Source organism: Candidatus Contendobacter odensis Run_B_J11 (assembly GCF_000531125.1).
Lineage (GTDB): Bacteria > Pseudomonadota > Gammaproteobacteria > Competibacterales > Competibacteraceae > Contendibacter > Contendibacter odensensis.
The window spans coordinates 1-17,877 of the sequence record NZ_CBTK010000059.1; the positions used below are offsets into that span (position 1 = coordinate 1).

The 17,877-nt window shown below is 57.7% G+C and carries 14 protein-coding genes; 8 read left to right on the forward strand and 6 right to left on the reverse strand.

Annotation, left to right across the window (positions count from 1 at the left end):
* From BN874_RS25370 to BN874_RS24225, 3 genes are all read left to right on the forward strand, one after another.
* Positions 1–195: hypothetical protein (locus BN874_RS25370; protein WP_230314335.1), on the forward strand; the 195-nt coding region annotated here is incomplete at its 5' end.
* Between the two features lie 73 nt (positions 196–268).
* Positions 269–1,330, forward strand: a complete 1,062-nt coding sequence (locus BN874_RS04935) for a DctP family TRAP transporter solute-binding subunit (RefSeq protein WP_081756149.1) — start codon at positions 269–271, stop codon at positions 1,328–1,330.
* A 179-nt stretch (positions 1,331–1,509) separates the two neighbouring features.
* Positions 1,510–1,887 carry a hypothetical protein gene (locus tag BN874_RS24225; protein ID WP_154724747.1) on the forward strand — a complete coding sequence of 126 codons (378 nt, stop codon included), beginning with the start codon at positions 1,510–1,512 and terminating at the stop codon, positions 1,885–1,887.
* A 67-nt stretch (positions 1,888–1,954) separates the two neighbouring features.
* Here BN874_RS24225 and BN874_RS04940 read toward each other — a convergent pair whose 3' ends face one another.
* On the reverse strand, positions 1,955–3,703 hold the full coding sequence (locus BN874_RS04940) for a ShlB/FhaC/HecB family hemolysin secretion/activation protein (RefSeq protein WP_154724748.1): 1,749 nt from the start codon (positions 3,701–3,703) through the stop codon (positions 1,955–1,957).
* A 95-nt stretch (positions 3,704–3,798) separates the two neighbouring features.
* On the opposite strand from BN874_RS04940, the gene BN874_RS04945 reads away from it, so the two are divergent.
* The 5 genes from BN874_RS04945 (at position 3,799) to BN874_RS04965 (ending at position 8,515) form a co-directional block, all read left to right on the forward strand.
* Positions 3,799–4,839, forward strand: a complete 1,041-nt coding sequence (locus BN874_RS04945; protein ID WP_034431295.1) for an ABC transporter permease — start codon at positions 3,799–3,801, stop codon at positions 4,837–4,839.
* A gap of 75 nt (positions 4,840–4,914) precedes the next feature.
* A complete protein-coding gene (locus BN874_RS04950; RefSeq protein WP_034431296.1) occupies positions 4,915–6,072 on the forward strand; it encodes an efflux RND transporter periplasmic adaptor subunit in 1,158 nt (385 codons plus the stop codon).
* A 146-nt stretch (positions 6,073–6,218) separates the two neighbouring features.
* Entirely contained in the window at positions 6,219–6,581 is a 363-nt protein-coding gene (locus tag BN874_RS04955; RefSeq protein ID WP_034431297.1) for a hypothetical protein, read from the forward strand.
* A 12-nt stretch (positions 6,582–6,593) separates the two neighbouring features.
* On the forward strand, positions 6,594–7,295 hold the full coding sequence (locus tag BN874_RS04960) for an ATP-binding cassette domain-containing protein (protein ID WP_051497432.1): 702 nt from the start codon (positions 6,594–6,596) through the stop codon (positions 7,293–7,295).
* The gene (locus tag BN874_RS04965) at positions 7,292–8,515 is read left to right on the forward strand and encodes an ABC transporter permease (protein ID WP_034431298.1); all 1,224 of its coding nucleotides are present in this window, start codon (positions 7,292–7,294) and stop codon (positions 8,513–8,515) included. Before BN874_RS04960 ends, BN874_RS04965 begins: the two co-directional genes overlap by 4 nt.
* Before the next feature lie 60 nt (positions 8,516–8,575).
* On the opposite strand, the gene BN874_RS04970 is transcribed toward BN874_RS04965, so the two are convergent.
* The 5 genes from BN874_RS04970 to BN874_RS04990 all read right to left on the reverse strand — a co-directional run bounded on the left by BN874_RS04970 (position 8,576) and on the right by BN874_RS04990 (position 17,699).
* Entirely contained in the window at positions 8,576–9,241 is a 666-nt protein-coding gene (locus tag BN874_RS04970) for a GGDEF domain-containing protein (protein WP_051497433.1), read from the reverse strand.
* 561 nt (positions 9,242–9,802) lie between these two features.
* Complete coding sequence (locus BN874_RS04975; protein WP_034431300.1) at positions 9,803–11,656, reverse strand: phosphoenolpyruvate carboxykinase (GTP); 1,854 nt, start codon at positions 11,654–11,656, stop codon at positions 9,803–9,805.
* Between the two features lie 127 nt (positions 11,657–11,783).
* Positions 11,784–12,449, reverse strand: coding sequence for a peptide-methionine (S)-S-oxide reductase MsrA (gene msrA, locus BN874_RS04980; RefSeq protein WP_034431301.1), 666 nt, complete (start codon positions 12,447–12,449; stop codon positions 11,784–11,786).
* An 82-nt stretch (positions 12,450–12,531) separates the two neighbouring features.
* Positions 12,532–16,362 (reverse strand): DNA topoisomerase 3, encoded by a 3,831-nt coding sequence (locus BN874_RS04985; protein ID WP_051497434.1) that lies wholly within the window; start codon positions 16,360–16,362, stop codon positions 12,532–12,534.
* Positions 16,363–16,472: 110 nt separating this feature from the next.
* Positions 16,473–17,699, reverse strand: a complete 1,227-nt coding sequence (locus BN874_RS04990; protein WP_034431302.1) for an HD-GYP domain-containing protein — start codon at positions 17,697–17,699, stop codon at positions 16,473–16,475.
* Positions 17,700–17,877 lie beyond the last annotated feature (178 nt).

Consider the following 17,877-nt stretch of genomic DNA (forward strand, 5'->3'; position numbering starts at 1 on the left):
AAGTTTCTCTTATCAGTATATGCTAATTTACTATCACGGGAAAATTTACAGAAGGAAAAAATGTCTGACTGCGCTTTTGAAATCACACGGTTTCACAGTGGTGGAGTTCATTGGAGTTCGAGATTCCTCTTTGCAGTGGGAAGCCCTGATTCTAGTGGCGAGAAAAACCGGATTATCGGAACCGGTGGGCAATAAATCATAGACTCGGAACTGTTGAATAGTGCTTGCGATTTTTTCTATTTTTACTACTGAAGTGAGGCATTACACCATGCACCTGAGAACCCGGTTTGGACTGATTATTTTGTTCTCATTTACCCTGACCGCTACTGCGGCAGAACCTATCCTTATTCGCTTTTCTCACGTCGTAGCGGAGCAGACCCCCAAGGGAAGCAGCGCCAATCGCTTCAAACAACTGGTTGAAGAAAAAATGGCGGGTAAGGTCGTAGTAGAAGTGTTTCCTAATGCCAAATTATATGACGACGACCAGGTTTTTACCGCCTTGCTAAGCAACGATGTCCAGATCGCTGCGCCCTCCTTGTCCAAGTTCAGTACCATAACCAAGGCATTACAAGTTTACGATCTGCCTTTCCTGTTCAACGATCTATCTGCTGTGGAACGATTCCAGAGCAGCGAGACCGGCAAACACTTATTGGATTCATTGAATGGCAAGGGGATTAAAGGATTAGGGTACTGGCCCAATGGGATGCGAGTGATATCCGCCAACCGGCCATTGCGCACCCCAACAGATTTACGGGAATTAACCCTTCGGATTGAACCGTCAAAAGTCATCGAGGAACAGTATCGGCAACTCGGCGCCATCCCGATAAAACTCTCGTTCGTTCATACTCGGGACGCACTACGCCGTGAACTGATCGAGGGGCAGGAAAATACCTGGAGCAACATTTATTCTCAGCGCTTCCAGGCATCACAGACCTACATCACCGAGACTTACCATAGTTTCCAAGGCTACATGCTCATCACCAGCAAAGATTTCTGGGACGGACTTCCAACCGACATTCGCAGCGGATTGGAAGCGATTCTAGTGCAGGTGACTGAAGAGATCACAGCGCGGGCCGCTGAAGAGAATCGTCGGGATCAGCAGGCCATCATCAACGAGGGCAACATTAAAATCATCACGCTGACGGATCAGGAACGGGAAAGCTGGCGTCAGGCCATGATCCCGGTATGGCAATCCTTCGCGAACCAGATCGATCCGGCGGTGATCGCCACCGCACAAGCGGCTAATATCAGCAGGCGCAACAACCTGTTGAGCGAAGGGATTAGCCGATCAAGAACAGGGAGTAGCGACATGGAGTTAACGGGGCCATAGGAGCGCAGATTTCCCGGTATTATCGCCACCCTTGATTGAGGCGCCATAACCGAGAAATCAGGCTTGGGATTAGACTCTCCGGTCGCATTCCGCGTTTTCCCACAACTGGGAAAATGCGGCTTTTTTGGCGTTTGATGCCACTGCGCCTTTGCTTTCATTGAAAATCTGGAGGTTATTTGATGAAAACACAAAGTCATCAGAAACAGATCATCCTTCTGGTTCTATCCATGGTTCTAGCCATGATGTCCTACTGGATTCCGCTGCCACCCGGACCTCAAATACTGAATCCAGGGTTCCCTGAAGCGACTGTACCGGCCACGCTCACAGAATCGGCGCCCTCTAATCGCGAACCGGCGACGGCAATGCGACTTCCAGTAACGGCGGGAACTCCGCAAACCACCAATCCTGCTGATAACGTCGTAACGCGACCCGATGACAGCACGAAATCTGTTAAGAATCTAATAGAGTTACCGCAGTTATCCGATGATGAAAGGAATCCATTAAATCACTCAAAGCTCGTGCCGATCACAGATCAAAATCGCTATCTGAAACATTAGAGCTTCATCAACATTTGTGCAAGGCGCAGCAATAGTAGACACATCTGGCCGAGTTACTGCCTGAGCTTTAATACGCCGCCTGCACCATAAAATTGACCCGTGGACTCAGCCAGCCCTCGTCCCCTACATTTACCTCCTGAAACGGATAACCCCAATACAGCGCTGCATGAATTTTAGTGCTGGGATCCCAACGGACTCCCACCCCGGCGCTGTAAATCGAATTCGGATCCAGATCGAACTCGCCCTTGTTCTTGGCCCAGCCATAATCTGCGAATGCGGCCAATTGCACCTGCCCTTCGTTAGGACCGCGACTGACGCCGGCCAGGGGTAATTCATACACCGGTACCCGGAACTCCAGAGAAGTAACGAAGCACTGATCACGCACCAGAGTGTTTTCCGGGTAACCTCGCACCGTTTCAAGACCGCCCAGCGCGCACTTTTCCATCGGCAGCAGCGGATCATCGGCCAGTTGCAGAATCGCTTTGAAAATAACCTGATAATCCCGTTCCCCGAAGCGCCGCGCCCACTGAAACTGGCCCAGCCAGGCCACGAACTGACCATCCGGCTCGAACGCACGGACGGTCGCTCCGAACGCATCGAGTCCAAAGCTGAAGGTGGAACGTGCGGCGATCACCTGATCCAGCCGCCGATCCAGCCATTCCTGATCCAATCGCACCAGCGCTACAGTCGCTTGTCCGTCATCCTCCTTGTCCGATGTAAACGGGAATGGGGTTCCTCCTAAATAGGATTCGCTATGCCGCCGCTCCAGATTCATGCCCAAAGAAAAGCTCTGCTGCGGCGTTTGATAGACCGGCTGCGTCAGAGAGAGGCCATAGGTTTGCAAGGTACTGGTGATATCCAGGGTATCAAAGCGATCCTCGATGACCGAGGTCTCATTCCGCTCAGCCCACACCTGCACCGTGGTGTCACGCGCATTCAAGGGCCGGGCATAGAACACCCGCCAGTCGGTGGTGCTGCTCTCCAGACTATGCCCATAACTCAGCCCCAGACTGTCGCCAACTCCAGTCAGATTACGGTCCAGCCCATACAGGTAGGCTCGCGTCGCGCCCACACTGGGCGGATTGTTGTTAGCCACCGCAAAGCCGATTTCATAGGGCCGGTTCTCCCGCACCCCCAATTGCAATACCCCTTCCCCCGGCTGTACTCCGGGCGCCAGTTCCGCCTGAAGCTGTTCAATCAAGGGATTTTGTTGCAGCCGTTGCAGCCGATCCTGAAGCTCCTGAACATTGAGCGGTGCATCCGCGTCCGGGCGCAGGCGATCCTGAAAATAAGCGGCGGGTAAGTGAGTGTTGCCGGTCACGTCCATCTCGGACAGCCGCCCCTCGACGATGCGAATCCGCACGATTCCCTGCCCAACCGGCTGATCGGGAATGACAGCACCGGAATTGAGATAGCCGCGCTCGACGTAATACAGCGTCAACTGACGCCGCACCTCCTGCAACTCCTCGGCAGTGAGCGCACGGTTAATATAGGGAGCGGTCACTGCCGCCAGTTCTTCGGCACTAAATACGGTGTTCCCGGTCAGTTCAAACTGGCGCACCACCACCCGCTCGCGGGTGGACAGTGGTGATTCGCCGGACGGCGGCGGTGCCGGACTGGGCGATAAAGCCGGGGCAGCCGGTCTGGCGTAATCGGGGGTCGCCCAACTCCGTGCTCTCGATTGCGGTTCCCAGGCATCCATTTCCTGGGAGCCGGCGTTGAGCGGTAACCCGGTCATCAGGCTCAGCGCGGCACCATACAAAACCCAGCAGACGAATGGGCGGCAACCGTTATTAGGGTCAATGTTGTTGATCATCGGATAACCTTGGTTTTGATGCTTCAACCCTGCATATTAGTCGAGCTTCGGTCAGTCTGCTTTTCCCTACACCCATCCTGAGAGTCGCTCCTGGAATGACTGCTTCACCCTTTCACCTGAGTCCGTTGACCCACCGCCGGCTGGCCCACTTTCGCGCCAACCGCCGCGGATACTGGTCGCTGTGGGGGTTTCTGCTCCTGTTCGGATTGAGCCTGGGCGCCGAATTCATCGCCAACAATCGCCCGCTGCTGATCTATTACCAGAGTTCATTCTATGCTCCCGTGATTACGGACTATGCCGAAACCGATTTTGGCGGAGTATTCCCCAGTGAAGCCAATTATCGCGATCCGTATCTGGCGGGATTGATCAATGAACACGGCTGGATGATTTGGCCGCCGATCCGCTTCCGCTACGACACTGTTAATTACAATTTACCGGTTCCGGCGCCGGCGCCACCCTCCGCCGAGAATTGGCTGGGCACTGACGATCAGGGCCGTGATGTGCTGGCGCGGCTGATTTATGGCTTGCGGCTTTCGGTGCTGTTCGGGCTGCTATTAACCTTGACTTCCTCGATCATCGGGGTTGCGGCGGGCGCAGTGCAGGGTTATTTCGGCGGGCGGGTGGATTTGCTGTTTCAGCGTTTTCTGGAAGTCTGGGGCGGACTGCCGCAGTTGTTTATCCTGATCATCGTCTCCAGCGTGGTGACGCCGGGGTTCTGGACCCTGCTGCTGATTCTGATGCTGTTTGGCTGGACTTCACTGGTCGGAGTGGTGCGGGCGGAGTTTCTGCGCGCCCGCAATTTTGATTACGTTCGCGCTGCCCGCGCCTTGGGTATGGCCGATGGGCGCATCATGTTCAAGCATGTTCTGCCCAATGCCATGGTAGCGACACTGACTTTTATGCCATTTATCCTGTCCGGCTCCATCGTAGCGCTCACTGCGCTGGACTTCCTCGGCCTGGGACTGCCGCCAGGTTCGGCATCGCTGGGTGATCTGTTGCGCCAAGGGAAGGAGAATTTGCAAGCCCCGTGGCTGGGAATCGCCGGCTTTGTGGTGGTGGCGCTGATGTTGAGTCTGCTGGTATTCGTCGGCGAGGCGGTACGGGATGCCTTCGATCCGCGAAGAAATGCCCAGTGAGTGGCGAGCAGCGATTTTCAACAACTGCCATGTTTAGGCGTCTAATAGCGGCAATAACCCCTTCGACTCCTGCTCATGGCCCTTTCTAAAACGTCTCTTATCCTGACTGGATTGATTCTCGCTGCCGGCGCTGCGGCATTCAGCTATTGGCCAGGTAGCAAAACTCAGCCGCAACCCCGTTACCGCAGTCAGATTGTGGATCGCGGCGACATCGTTCAAACCATCACCGCGAACGGTACTCTGAACCCGGTGGTGCTGGTCAACGTGGGTACCCAGGTATCCGGCACTGTTCGCAAAATTCACGCTGACTTTAACGACCGGGTGAAGGAAGACCAGGTGCTGGCTGAACTCGATCCCGCGCTGTTCCAGGCCCAGGTCAACCAAAGCGAAGCCAATGTGTTGAGCGCCCAGGCGGCGCTGCAACTGGCGCAGATCAAGATTGATCGGATCATCCTCCTCCAGCGCAAAAATCTGGTGTCCAAGGAGGAACTGGATATCGCTCGTCAGCAGGTGGACGCCGCCACCGCCCAGGTCAAATTGGCCGAAGCGCAACGGGAACGCGACCGGATCAATCTGCGCAATAGCGTGATCCGCTCGCCGATTTCCGGGGTGGTAGTAGCCCGCAGCGTGGATGTAGGTCAGACCGTCGCCGCCAATTTCCAGACTCCAACCCTGTTCCAGATCGCTCAGGATTTACGGAAAATGCAGATTAACACCAGCATCGCCGAAGCCGATGTGGGTAGCCTCCAGCCGGAGATGGCCGCAACTTTTACCGTAGATGCTTACCCCGATCAGCGTTTCCTGGGCCGCATCCGTCAGGTGCGCCTCAATCCGACCATTCAGCAGAATGTGGTGACCTACAACGTAGTGGTGGACGTAGACAACGCTGATGGCCGACTGATGCCGGGGATGACCGCCTACGTCAGCGTCAATGCTGCTGGGCGCAAGAACGTGTTGCGGGCACCTAATGCTGCCCTGAGTTTCCAGCCACGTCGCAGCGACGATGAGAGCAGTGGCCCACGCCCGCCGGCCAAAGATCGCAAAACCCAGGTGCATGTTCTCGATGAACGTGGGCAACTCAAACCAGTGCCGGTCGAAACCGGCCTCACTGACAACACCTTGACCGAGATCATCAGCGGCGACCTCAAGCCAGGCGACCGGGTAGTGACCCGTGAAACCGGCAGCAAGCGCGACGCTGGCGCGGGCAGCAGCAATTTCCGGTTCAGAATGTAGGCCAACACACCGATAAATGCTATTAAAATAAAAAACTTAAAAATAATACCCGTATGCGGTCGTTGCGGCAGTAAGCGGCAGTGTGTAGGTTATTGCAGAGCCTTCCACACAAATTTCGGCACAGCCCAAATCCGAGGAGGAAACCGATGAATAAAAACCCTTTGATGCTGATTATTCTACTAACATCGCCCGCTTGGGGCGATGTGTACAAGTGCCCGCAACCCGAAGGCCCGCCTAAATTTCAGCAGATGCCCTGTACCATTACTGGCGAAGGCGAAAAAATCTCAGTGGATGCGCCTAAGCCCAGCAGCGAGGGGGGTTTGCGCGAGGGCGAAAAAGCCTACCTGCAATCGCAGGGCGAATACCGTAAGAAACAGGAAGAAGATGCTCAAATGGAGCACAAGCGCCAAGAAGCCATAGCGGTTGAAAAGCGCAAAGCTGAAGCGGCGGAAAGCCAAGCCCGTGCGACGTGGTACATGGGATCGATGATGGGGCTTCGTCCACGCTAGTGGTCGTAACTAATGGAAATGGAACCACTGATTCAAGTGGCTAGGCTGGGCAAGGATTACCCGCTGGTCGGCGGTGGGGTAACCCCGGTATTGCGTGACATTGATTTGTCCATCGCGCCGGGTGAGTTCGTGGCGATTATGGGACCGTCCGGTTCGGGCAAGTCTACCTTTATGAACATTCTGGGTTGCCTCGATACGCCCAGCGTCGGCGTTTACCACCTGGCCGGTCAATCGGTGGCCACGCTCGATTCTGACCGGTTGGCGGAACTGCGCAATCGCCACATCGGCTTTGTGTTTCAGGGCTTCAACCTGCTGCAACGCTCCAGCATTGTGGACAACGTGGGATTACCCTTGCTGTATGCCGGAGTCGGCAAGGCGGAACGGCGGCGGCAAGCGCAATCCTTGCTGGAGCAAGTTGGACTGGGGCATCGCGCCGACGCCCGTCCCAATCAACTGTCCGGCGGCCAGCAGCAACGAGTCGCCATTGCCCGCGCTTTGGCGAACCAGCCGCCGCTGATTCTGGCCGATGAGCCCACCGGCAATCTCGACACTCAGACCAGCACCGAGATCATGACCCTGTTCCGCCGACTCAATGCGGAACAGGGTATTACCTTGATCCTGGTCACTCACGAACCGGACATTGCCCGTTACGCCCGCCGCTTGGTGCGCTTCAAGGATGGGCATATCGTCCACGACGGCGAGGTGCGGCTATGAGCTGGCACGCGGCTCCCGCCGAAGCCTGGCAAGCCTTGGGCGCTAACCGGCTCCGCACCGCGCTCACCATGCTGGGCATGATTATCGGAGTCGGGGCGGTGGTGCTAATGCTGTCCGTCGGCGAAGGGGCGCGCAGCACCGTCAATCAGGCGATCAACGCGATGGGCAGCGAGTTATTGCTGGTGGTGCCCGGCGCCAGCAGCGCCAGTGGCCTGCGATTCAGCGCCGGCACCGCGTCCACCCTGACCTTGAGTGACGCCCAGGCGATGACGCAACTGGCCTCGCTGAGCGCAGTCGCACCGGTGTTTCCCAACAGCGCCCAACTGGTTTACGGCTCCAACAACTGGAACACTACGGTCTATGGCGCGACCCCGGATTATCTGACGGTGCGTTCCTGGAATCTCGAATCCGGCCAACCGTTTACTGCGGGCGATGTGCGGCGCGGGGCGCGGGTGGCGCTGATTGGTCAGCAGGTGGCAAGCAATCTATTCGGCAGCCAGGATCCATTGGGGCAAACCCTCCGGGTCAAAAATCTGCCCTTTCTGGTGGTCGGGGTGCTGGAACGCAAGGGCCAGTCGCTGGATGGGCGCGATCAGGACGACGCGATCATCGTGCCGATCACCACCGCCCAGACCAAGCTGTTCGGCAATACCTTTCCTGGAACGGTACGCTTCATCACCGCTCAAGCCCGTTCCTCCGCCCACATGGCGGACGCCGAGGCTGACATTACCCAACTGCTGCGCGCCCGTCACCGGCTGAGCGAGGGCGAGGATAACGACTTCACCATCCGCAATTTGACCGCGATTGCGGAAACCGCCGCGCTGTCGGCGCGGGCGCTGGCGGTGATGCTGGGGGCTATCGCTTCGGTATCGCTGCTGGTCGGCGGCATCGGGATTATGAACATCATGCTGGTGTCGGTCACCGAGCGCACCCGCGAGATCGGGATTCGGATGGCGATTGGCGCTCGCCGCCGCGATATCCTGTTGCAATTTCTGCTGGAGGCGTTGCTGCTGTGTGGACTCGGCGGACTGGCCGGGGCGGCGGTGGGCGTGGGCGGGGCGTGGTTGGTGAGCGAACTGGCCGAAATGACTGTAGTCGTGACCGGACGATCTATCGCGCTGTCGTTTCTGTTCGCGGCGGGTATCGGTGTGTTCTTTGGTTTCTATCCGGCCCGCAAAGCCGCGCTGCTCAAACCGGTCGAGGCATTGCGGCATGAGTAATACCGTTTCTCAATAGCTTCTGAACCGCAGATTCCCCCTTGCCTATGGGTTAAGCAGGGGCTAGCCTGTATAAATTGAGTACCTGATTGCATCCTTCCCATTATTCTTTACCGCGTACATCAGGCTATCGGACAGGTCGATTACCTCGTCAACGGTATGTGGGATATTGTCAATGAACGTCAATACCCCAATAGAAAATGTGACAGGCCATTTGTTTTTTTCCATTTCACCCAAAAGACAGAGTTGAATTTTTGAGGTAATGATTTGCGCAGCTTCTTGGCCGCTTTCTGGGAAAAATAATGCAAATTCATCACCGCCCAATCGTGCGCAGAGATCAGTGCTTCGTAATTGAGTCCTTGCTAAGTCGGCCACTGTACAGAGAACTAAATCACCTGCTCTGTGACCAAATTTATCATTAAGTTGCTTAAAATTATCAATGTCAATATAGGCCACAGTAAAAGGGTGTTTATATCGTTTTGAACGATCAATCTCCATTTGCAGAAGATCGCTAAAAGCTCGTCTATTGAGCGCTCCTGTCAAATAATCGGTGAAGGCTAAAGCTGTTTGCTTTTCCAAAGCATCCTTCAGTACTGACAATAGCAATGTTAAAACAAGAAAGATGCCAAAAACTACTGTGCTGTTCCAGTAAAATATAGCAGTATGCGAATAAGTATGTCCAGACGAACTATCAGCAAAAGCCCAAGCAAGAGCATTGACGATAGCCACCACTATTCCCAGTAGCCTACCCCCAAACCAAGTAACTATAGCTATGGGAATGAGATAGAATAATGTACATATAACTTCCTCCTGTAAATTTTCCTGTGATTCGCACGACGGGTTGGGTGAGTACAACGCACACCTCTCAGCAAGATCAAAGAGTTAGATGAAGCCGATGTTCTAGCCCAAGCCGCAAATCATCGCCATCACAGGAAAATTTACAGGAGGTATAACTTCATATCCTGTAAAAGTATCGAAAAAAAATATTACGGGTATAAGACCAAACCCAATCATCACCCAGAAAAATTTGCTTAGAGCGTATCTGAAGGTGGGCTGCATGGTACTTCTCTCTCCTGATTCTTCATGGGATTAACACGCTTTTAGCCGATTGACTTGGTAGAAGCTATAGCGCTCCTATACAGGTTGTGGAACTGATCACGGACAGGCGCGAGGTCAGCAGGTGTAGGGTGGGCAATGCCCACCCTACAGATAGCTGGCTCCACAAGAACAGTCGAAGAACCAAAAAAGCCGACCCGAAGGTCGGCTTGAAACTTCACGCAGTCACTGGAATCAGGCGGCTGCGGCGACCGTCCACACTTCCGGCGCTTTCTCGGCGCGCGCCCCAAACTCCTGGCGCTGCTTTTCCAGCTCCGGCGGCAGTTGGGCGCCAAACTTGGCGAAGAAAGTCTTGATTTCTTCGATCTCGTTGATGGTTTCGGCGCGGCTGATGCTGGTGATGGTCTCGAACTGCGCCTTGGAGAAATCCAGCCCTTCCAGGTCCAGGTCTTCGTAGCGCGGCATCAAGCCGAATGAGCTTTCCACCGCCCCGACCTTGCCGTTCACCCGCTCGACAATCCACTTCAGCACCCGCATGTTCTGACCGTAGCCCGGCCATACGAACTTGCCATCCGGGCCTTTGCGGAACCAGTTGGTGCGGAAGATCATGGGCAGCTTGACATCGGTGCGCTTGCCCATGTTGACCCAGTGACCCCAGTAGCTCGCCATGTTGTAGCCGCAGAACGGCAGCATGGCGAACGGATCGCGGCGAATGCCGGTCACGCCAATCGCTGCTGCGGTGGCTTCGGAACCCATCGTGGCGGCCATGAATACGCCGTGGTTCCAGTCGAACGCCTGATACACCAGCGGGAAGGTCTTGGACAGCCGACCGCCGAAGATGAAGGCTGAGATCGGCACGCCCGCCGGGTCTTCCCAAGCCGGGTCAATGGTCGGGCATTGCGAAGCAGGGGCAGTGAAGCGGGAATTGGGATGAGCGCCGGGACGACCGCAATCCGGGGTCCAGTCCTGGCCGGTCCAGTCAATCCCGTGCGCGGGCGCGGCTACGCCCATGCCTTCCCACCACACATCGCCATCGTCGGTCAGCACGACATTGGTGAAGATCGAGTTTTCCTTGCAGGATTCCATCGCCATCGGGTTGGAATCGTAGGAAGTGCCGGGGGCCACGCCGAAGAACCCGGCTTCAGGGTTGATGGCGCGCAGGGTGCCGTCAGCGGTGGGTTTGATCCAGGCAATATCGTCGCCGACGGTCAGCGCCTTCCAGTTGCCGAAGCCCTTGGGCGGGACAATCATGGCGAGGTTGGTTTTGCCGCAGGCGCTGGGGAACGCCGCCGCCACATAGGTCTTCTGGCCTTCGGGTGATTCCAGGCCGAGGATCAGCATGTGTTCGGCCAACCAGCCTTCGTCGCGGGCCATTGAAGACGCGATACGCAGCGCCAGACACTTCTTGCCCAGCAGGGCGTTGCCGCCGTAGCCGGAACCGTAGGACCAGATTTCGCGGGTTTCGGGGAAATGGACAATGGCTTTCTTGGCAATGTCGGGCTGGCACGGCCACGGCACATCCTTCTGGCCTGGTTCCAGCGGTGCACCGACTGAATGGACGCACGGTACAAAGAAACCGTCGCTGCCCAAGGTGTCCAGCACCTTCTGACCCATGCGAGTCATGATCTTCATGTTGACCACGACATAAGCCGAATCGGTAAGCTCGATGCCGATTTGGGCAATCGGGCTGCCGATAGGCCCCATGCTGAACGGAATGACATACAGTGTGCGGCCCTTCATGCAGCCAGCCATCAGTTCTTTCAACTGCGCCCGCATTTCATCCGGCGGCATCCAGTTGTTGGTCGGACCGGCATCTTCCTTATTCAGGCTGCAAATGAAGGTGCGATCTTCCACCCGCGCCACGTCAGAGGGGTGCGAGCTGGCAAGATAAGAGTTAGGGCGCTTCTCCTGATTCAGCTTGACGAAGGTTCCCGAAGCGACCATTTCGGCGCACAGACGATCATATTCTTCCTCTGAACCGTCGCACCAGACGATGTGATCGGGCTGAGTCAGGGCAGCGACTTCGTCCACCCAACTCAACAGCTTGGCGTTACTGGTTCGGGTTTTGCCATCATGAGTGATTGCCATCTAGGGACTCTCCTATGCTTGAATGCGATGGGGTTGAAGTATGTATCAGTGAGTATGGCCGCCCTCCATGGCGAGACGCCAGAATATCCTGGCGAAACCGGTTTAGCCCTGTAAATGAAGATTAGCATCAAGCGGTTTTAGATGCCACCAATCCCACGGGGCAAACCACCCCGGTGCCGGCCAGTCCGCAATAGCCGCCGGGGTTTTTGGCCAGATATTGCTGGTGATATTCCTCGGCATAATAAAACGCGGGCGCAGGGCGGATTTCCGTGGTGATCGGTCCATAACCGGCTGTCGTTAAAGCGGATTGGTAGGCCGTGCGCGAGGCTTCGGCGACGGTCTGCTGCTCCGGGCCACTGGTATAAATCGCCGAGCGGTATTGAGTGCCGCTATCGTTGCCCTGGCGCATTCCCTGGGTCGGATCGTGCGCCTCCCAGAACACTGCAAGCAAGGCAGCGTAGGGAATGATTGCGGGATCGAACACCACGCGCACCACTTCGGCATGTCCAGTCTGCCCCGTGCAGACCTCCTCGTAGCTGGGATTGGGGGTATGGCCGCCGGCGTAACCCACCATGGTTGAATACACGCCATCGAGTTTCCAGAACCGCCGCTCTGCGCCCCAGAAACAGCCCAAGCCGAAGAGGGCCAGTTGCAGACCTTCAGGGAAAGGCGGCGCGATCCGGTGGCCGTTAACGGCGTGCCGTTCCGGGACCGGCAGCGATTGCGAGCGACCGGGCAAGGCTTCTTCAGGGCGGGGCAGAGTGAGTTTTTTCTGGGCGTAGAAACCAAACATGGCGCGAATCTCAGTCGGGGATAATTCCACCTTGACCCATCATCGTCGCCGAGGTTCAGCCGCTGGCTCAGCAGGGCATCTCTCAGGCTTTACCCACCCGCCCGCTCTTTGCCACCCGCTTGCGCGCCGGTGCAGTTGCCACTTCGGTCAATCGCACCGAACCCACCGCGCCGATGCCCGCCTTCCGCCCAGCCGCAGTTAGATACACCCGCCAGAAGGCGATGACTTTTCCATCACGGCTGAAGGAATCTGCGCGCATCTCGATCAGCCCAACCCCGGCCAGCCCTTCCAACAGCCGTTCGAAGGTCCGTCGGTCCTTCCCGGTTTCCGCCAGCCGTTCGTGTAACTGGCGCACGGTCTGGCCTTCGCCCCCACTTAACGTCTCCAGCACCTGCAAGGCCAGCCGGGATTCGGCAGCATTGAGCCGCCGCACCCGCCGCGCCGCTGAGGCGTGTGGCGCACACACATCGCAAATTCCGCAAGGCTGATCGTCGTCGCGGTCACCGAAATGTTGCACCAGCCGCACCATCCGGCAACCGGTGGCTTTATCGGCGAACTCCAGCATTTGCTGGGGTTCGCGCAGCTTGTGGGCACTTTGCTGTTCATAGGGCTGCCGCCAGCCATTCCCGCCCCGGCAGACGTTGCCCTCGCCATCACGCCGGGCGCCGCCATGCACCAGCAGCTTTTCCACCGCGACGTCGAACACCTCCGGATCCATCCCTAGCTCGTCGCGCAGCACCGGTTTAGGCAGGAAGTCGGCGCTCAGGGCTTGGAAGATCCAGGCTAAATGGATTGGATCGGGATAGCCGCGCCGGTGAAAAAACTCATGAGTGCGCAGATCGCCATAGGAATAGAGCAGGATGGCGCGAGCCGGCTGGCCATCGCGTCCGGCCCGGCCGATTTCCTGGTAATAGCCCTCGACGCTCCCCGGCAGCGCGGTATGAATCACCGTGCGGATATCCGCCTTGTCGATGCCCATGCCAAAGGCAATCGTGGCGACAATGACCGCCAGTTCCCCGGCGCTAAACTGGTTCTGCACCCGTTCGCGCTCCGGCGGCATCATTCCGGCGTGATAGGCGGCGCTCGGATAATCCGCCGCCAGCGCCAGCGCCAGCGTCTCGGTTTCCCTGCGGGTTGGCGCATAAACAATCGCCGGCCGGCGGCCTGGATCGGCCAGAATCTTCTGGACAGCGGCATGTCGATCCGCCATCCGGGTTTCCACGGTTTCAACCGCCAGATTGGCGCGGCGAAAACCGTGAATATAGCGGGTGACTTTGGCAAGGCCCAGTTGCCCCACAATGTCATCCTGCACCTGGGTGGTTGCGGTCGCGGTCAGAGCGATCACTGGCGCGGGCCGTAACAGCGGCAGGCGCGCTCCCAGCATCCGATAATCGGGGCGAAAATCGTGACCCCATTGGGAAATGCAATGCGCCTCGTCCACCGCGATCAGGATCGGCTTGCGCCTGGCCAGCATTTCGGGGAAGCCGGGCACGCTCAACCGCTCCGGGGCGATAAACAGATAATCCAACTGGCCGTGCAGATATTCGACGCAGACCTGGCGCGAAGCAGCCCGATCCCGCCCGGAATGAATCCGTTCGGCGCGCAACCCAAGTTCACACAACTTGGCGACCTGATCCTCCATCAGTGCGATCAACGGCGATACCACCAGCGTAGTTCCGGCTCGCGCAATCCCAGGCAGTTGAAAGCACAGCGATTTTCCCGCCCCGGTCGGCATTACCAGCAGCACATCCTGTCCTTTGGTCACGGTTCGGCAGACTTGCTCCTGATAGGGCCGGAAACCGGGCAACCGGAACACCGTCCGCAACAGTTCTTCCAGCCGATCCGGCGGCACCGGTTCCCGCCGGGGCGCGATCTCAATCACAGGTGCGGGATTATTCTTCGTCGCCAGTGGGTCGAGCGCCATCGTGGGCGGCACGGCGGTGAACGCCTGCGCCACCGCTTCGCGGACATAACCGCCGATGTCGGCCATGAATCCGCTTAAATCGGCTTCGCCACGCTGGATGCGTTTCAGCCGTGCCTCCCATTCACCGGTCATCGCCGCGCTCTTGATCGGCGGCTGCACGGTTTGAATCAGACGAACCCCGCGCTCGCTGGCGATCAGGCTCTTGCCGTCGCGGGTCATATATTGGCGTTTAAGCAGCGTCTCGATGGTGTCAGCGCGGGTGGCGGGCGTCCCCAGCCCGCTGTCCTTCATCGCCGCCGACAATTCCTTATCTTCCAGCGTCCGTCCGGCGGTTTCCATCGCGGTGAGCAGCGTCGCCTCGGTGAAGCGCGGCGGTGGCCGGGTCTGCTTGACCACCGCGCGGGCGTCTAAAACCCGTTGCGACTGGCCGACGGTCAGGCCCGGCGGCAGGGTTTGGCTGGCTTCTTCTTCCGCCAACGGTTCGGTCGTTTTGGCCTTGCGCTTGCTGGCGGTTTTCTCCGCCGCCTTATCGGCACCGACCTCCAGCACCTTCCAGCCCGCCTGTTCCTCCGCCGTGCCGCTGCTGTGATAGCGGTCGATGATCGCGCCGCCGTCCACCGCGAGTTCGGGAGTGGTGATCGCCGTGATGATCGTAGTCACCGCCCAAATATGATCGTCGTGCCAGGCCATCAGCAGACGGCGACCGATCAAGTCGTAAATTTTGCGCTCGTCAGTCGCTAATGCGGCGCGCGCCGCCACCGGCGTAGGAATAATGGCGTGGTGATCAGTGACCTTGGCATCATCCACGAAGCGCGCACTCAACGGGCGCTGGCCGGTACCGGGCGCCAACCGATCCTGATACGGTTCCTGAATCGCCGCGACCACCGCGCCCAGAGTCGCCGCCACCGATGCTGACAAATGGCGGCTATCGGTGCGCGGATAGCTGATCAACTTGTGCTGCTCGTACAACTTCTGGGCGATGTCCAGCGTGTTCTGGGCGCTGAAGCCGTACAGCCGGTTGGCGTGGCGCTGCAACTCGGTCAGGTCGTACAGCAAGGGCGGCGGGGCGCGGCGAGTTTCGGCGCGGCGAGTTTCAATCCGTGCGGTTCCACGCCGGGCGCGAGCGACGATGCGCTGGGCTTCTTCACTGTCGGCGGGCAGGCGCTTGGCTTTGGGTTCCGGGCGCTCGCCGCGAAACCAGACGCCTTGGTAGCGCGGGATGGTTTCATCGCCCTCACCCGCAATCCTCACCCCCAATTCCTCTCCCGGAGGCAGCGGGGAGGCTGATGTTGGGGCGAGTGGGTCGAGCAGCGGCGTGAACGTCGCTACGACTTCGCGGTAATCCTCCACCACGAAGGCGCGGATCGCCAGTTCCCGCTCCGCCACCAGCGCCAGCGTCGGGGTTTGCACCCGCCCGACCGACAACACTTCATCGCCAAATGAGCCACAGGCCAAGGTATAGGCCCGCGACAGATTCATCCCCACCAGCCAGTCGGCCTGACTGCGGCCACGAGCGGCGGCGGCCAGCGGATCGAATTCACGCCCATCCCGCAACTGCTGAAAGCCCTGGCGAATCGCATCCGGGGTCAGTGAGGAAATCCATAACCGGCTGAATGGCTTGCAGCAGGCGGCCGCTTCGTAGAGATAACGGAAAATCAGTTCGCCCTCGCGCCCGGCGTCGGTGGCGCAGACGATTCGATCAATGGCGTCATCGTTAAGGATGCGGCGCACCGCTTCAAACTGGTCGCGGGTGCTGTCGCTGATGACCAGCGGCCAGCGTTCCGGCAGCATCGGCAGCAGATCGCGGCGCCAGCGTTTCCAGTCGGGATGAATTTCGTGCGGTTCGGCCAGCCGGGTTAAATGACCAATCGCCCAAGTCACGACATAACCATTACCATGCAGGAACCCTTCGCCGCGCTGACGAGCGCCCAGCACTTTGGCGATGTCACGGGCGACCGAGGGCTTCTCGGCAACGACGGCAATGCTCATGAAGGCTCAGAACCTGTATAAAGTCTTCTCTCCCGCAAGCGGGAGAAAAGCTGAAACGATACTTTTAATTTCAATAGGTTAGCTCGCATAATGCCGTACAAGAATGTTTTTCAAACTCCCTGCCCTATTGCAGCTTGCCAGCTCGCTGCCAGATGCTGTCTAACCAGTTCCACTACGTTACCGTCCAGCCGGTTCTGGCCCACGAAGGTCCCCAGCATCTCCAGAATCTGGTCTGGCGACAGCGGTTTCCGATAAGGCCGCTGCTGGGCCAATGCCTGAAACACATCGGCCACCGCAATGATCCGCATCTCGACGGTCAGCTCCACCCCGCTGCGGTGGAAGGGATAGCCTCGGCCATCGGGCGTTTCATGGTGATAGGCCGCCCACAGGGTTATATCCTCCAGTCCAGTGATGCCGCGCAAAATCTGGTAAGTCTCAAAGCTGTGGCGCTGAATCAGCGCCCGTTCCTCGCGGGTCAGTGCACCGGGTTTTTCCAAAATCTCATCCGGCACTCGCAGCTTGCCCAGATCGTGCAGTAACCCCGCTATCTCAATTTTCTCGCAGGTTTCGACCGGCAAATCAGCCCGTTCGGCCAGGAACCGTGCCAACCGCGCCGTACCCAGCGAGTGTTCCATGGTATATGGACTTTTGGCGTCCACCACCCAAGCGAACAGCAGCGCCAGTTGCCTCAGTTCTGGAAAACTGATCGGGATAATGCGGCTTTGCCGTTCACGTTCGTAGATGAAACGGATGAGATGACGACTCTCCAGACTCAGCCAGAACGCCTCGTTATCAGACAACTCCATAAAGAGCGCCACCAAATCCGACGCGAAGAACGATCCACCCAGTTTCCAGATGGTATCTCGAATACCATGTCGGATGAGCAGCAGATCATGGTCGTAGTACGGTGTCGCCAGTGCATCCACCCGATCCACCAAATAGATCAGGTTCGCCAATACGGCCGTGGATTTTGGCAGTTCCAGAGTGCGCAGAACACTCCAATGGGTGTGGTGATAGCGAATGACCGGTGCCAGATGCGCCAGAGGTGGAAACTGGCCGAGCATTTCAGCCCCGCGGACACAGTGAAATTCGGCTCCCTCCCAATCCAGTTCGTTGACCAGTCGCCGATGCACGGTCGTAGACGACACGGCACAATCGTGCAACAAGCCCACATGAAATAAATCCTCCAATTCCGGATCGTTCAGGTGCAGACCTCGACCGCACTGTAAAGCCATCAACCCGGCTCGCTTGCCATGAAGCACCTCATCCACGCCCACCAAGTCGAGTGCATCTGCCAGCGCGTGAATCGCTTGGCCTAGATCGATGCTGATGCTCATGTCTGCACTCCATCCTGGCGATGATCAGGCGTATTAATACGATTGGCTGGCTTGGATCATTGAAGTAGACCCCGGAAAATGGACCAGGGTCTTAAATAGAATGCCACGCAGCGAGCGAGAAGATCGACGTGGCAAGAAAACAGTGTAGTCCTTCACCCGTCCTGGGTACTGCACCGGG